This is a genomic window from Arthrobacter sp. 2YAF22_2 (genome assembly GCF_052114645.1).
Taxonomy (GTDB): Bacteria; Actinomycetota; Actinomycetes; order Actinomycetales; family Micrococcaceae; genus Arthrobacter.
The window spans coordinates 1-2281 of record NZ_JBFRFD010000549.1 but is presented as its reverse complement, the minus strand read 5'-3'; the positions used below and the strand labels follow the sequence as shown (position 1 = coordinate 2281).

The following is a 2281-nucleotide window of genomic DNA, read 5'->3' as shown; positions in this document are numbered from 1 at the left end:
ACCCTCGGCCTCACAGCAGAGCGGCCCTAGACCAGGGTGTGTTGCTAAAGCTGTCGTTGAACCATGCGAAGATGGCACGTCAATGAAGCGCCCCCGCCGGTTGGAGCGTCCTCTCAGTCGCTGTCGTGGGGGATGACGAGGTCCTTCAGGGGCGCGGGGTCGGTGTTCGTGGCCTGCTGGAGGAGCCGGTAGAACAGCAGTCCGCGGCTCTTTGCGGTGCGTCGGTTGAAGCGGAAGGTGAACTCGTCGAGGTAGTAGGCCAGTTGCTCCCTCGAGATGCCCTGATGAAGGGTGCCGTTGATCCAGCGCTTGAGCTGGGAGGCGGCCATATGGACGGCCGGCATGTTCACGTGCGCCGGGACGTCCGAGCCGAGCTGTGTGAAGTACTCGTGCTGGAAGCCGAGGTCGGCGAAGCGCCTCAGTTGCCTCGCCCCGTCGGTGCGGATAGTGGAGCCGGGGGCGACGACGCGCTGGCCGAATTTCACTAGCGCTAGCCTGCGGTCGATGGGTCCGGGTTCGAGGCGGACGCGTCCGATCCGGTTGTGATCCAAGTGCTCAGCGGCGACCAGGATCGAGATCTTGTCCGGGCCGACGCCGGGCATACCGCGATGGACCCCGCCGATGAAGCTCTCGTCGACCTCGACCAGCCCAGAGAGCATCTCGCGCTCGGGCCGGACCGTGGCCTGGCGGAGCTTGTGCATCCAGGCCCACGCTGTCTCATAGGAATTCAGCCCCAGGACCCGCTGCAGGCCGAGCGCGGACACGCCGTTCTTCTGCGCGGTCACGAACCAGACGGCCGCGAACCACGTGCGCAGCGGAGTGCGGGTGCGTTCGAAGATCGTCCCGGCCGTCACCGACGTCCGACGCGAGCATCCCCGGCACATCCACAGCCCGGCGCCCGTGCGCCAGTAGTCGCGCCCGCCGCACCGGGAGCAGACGAAACCGGCCGGCCATCGCAGCCCCGCGAGGTACCCGAAGCAGGCCTCTTCCGTGCCGAACCAGTCCCGAAACTGCCCGGACGTCTTGGGATAGTCCACCCCGGCACGAGGCATCGGCGGCGACAAATCGGCCATACCTCAGCCTACTTCAGCTAGGCAGATACCCAATATCCGGAATCGTCTGGAGCCTCGAGGACCCGTCCCAGGTTCTCGTGGCCCAGCACAAGAAAAGACGCTCCAGGCGGCGCCTCTCCGTACTCCCCGGCGTTGATCTCCAGATCGGTGCCGCAGAGCCCAACCGACAGAGTCTCGACCAGGACCTGTCCCTCCGCCGGTTCAGGCTCGGCTATGTCCCTCAGCCGGAACGAGTCTTTGTCTCCCGGAACAACAGTTAAACCGGCTCATCAACTTTTGGCGTGGTGTCCTTCAAATGAAGGGGCTCGTAGCCCTGCGAGCATAGGTGTTGTCGAGACATCTATTGCTGAGGACTACGAGCCTTGTTACAGATTACGCAGACGTGTGATGCCGCGTCGATTTTGTTCAATTTGGAGGGCCACGTTGTGCTCTCCGCCGAGCGCGCCGGCGCAGTCCGGATGGTTCTTGTCGAGCCGATCGAACGGGAAGGGGCCTGCCCTGACTGCGGGGTGCTGTCTTCCCGGATCCAGGCCCGTCCGGTCCACCGTGTCCGGGACGTCCAGTGCGGCGGAGAACCCTTGGACGTCAGGGTCCGGAAGCGGCGGCTGGCGTGTCTGGAACCGCAGTGTCCGCGGCGGTCCTTCGTGCAGACCACCGATGAGGTTCCGCTGCGTTCGAGGCTGACCAGCAGGCTGGTGACCGGCATTGTCGCGGACCTGTCCACGGAGCTTCGGGCCGTTTCACGGGTTGCTGCTGCTTCGGGTGTGTCGTGGACGACCGCCATGCGTGTCATGGAGGACACGGCCGTCCTTGAGGGCGGTGTGGACCGGCGTCTGGTCCGCCGGCTGGGCGTGGATGAGCATCGCTTCCGGCGGGTCCGCTATCTCAAAGACGATGCCGGAAAAGTCACCCGGGTGGAGCCCTGGTCGATCGTTTTTACGGACCTGGACACCGGGGCGATCCTGGACATCGTGGACGGCCGCCGCGGTCAGGCGGTGCGTGACTGGATCGGGGCCCGACCGCGCTGGTGGCGTAACAAGGTGGAACTGGTGGCGATGGATATGTCCTCCGAGTTCCGCCGGGCCGTCCGCAAGGTTCTGCCCCAGGCAGCCATCACCGTGGACCACTGGCATGTGGTGGCGCGGGCGAACCAGATGGTCACCGAGGTCCGGCGGCGCCGCGCGCATGACCTCCACGGCAGGCGGGGC

At 65.8% G+C, this 2281-nt stretch carries 3 protein-coding genes; 1 reads left to right on the top strand and 2 read right to left on the bottom strand.

The features are described from left to right. Positions 1–113: 113 nt before the first annotated feature. Positions 114–1073, bottom strand: a complete 960-nt coding sequence (locus tag AB4Y86_RS17140) for an IS1595 family transposase (RefSeq protein ID WP_441403368.1) — start codon at positions 1071–1073, stop codon at positions 114–116. 17 nt (positions 1074–1090) lie between these two features. Further along, on the bottom strand, positions 1091–1255 hold the full coding sequence (locus AB4Y86_RS17135) for an alcohol dehydrogenase catalytic domain-containing protein (protein WP_441403369.1): 165 nt from the start codon (positions 1253–1255) through the stop codon (positions 1091–1093). A 180-nt stretch (positions 1256–1435) separates the two neighbouring features. On the opposite strand from AB4Y86_RS17135, the gene AB4Y86_RS17130 reads away from it, so the two are divergent. Continuing rightward, positions 1436–2281, top strand: an 846-nt coding sequence (locus tag AB4Y86_RS17130; protein WP_441403367.1) for an ISL3 family transposase, incomplete at its 3' end; no start/stop codon positions are given.

Excerpts from the sequence above, each read along its gene's own strand:
- AB4Y86_RS17140 (WP_441403368.1), bottom strand. The coding sequence starts at position 1,073 with ATGGCCGATTTGTCGCCGCCGATGCCTCGTGCCGGGGTGGACTATCCC.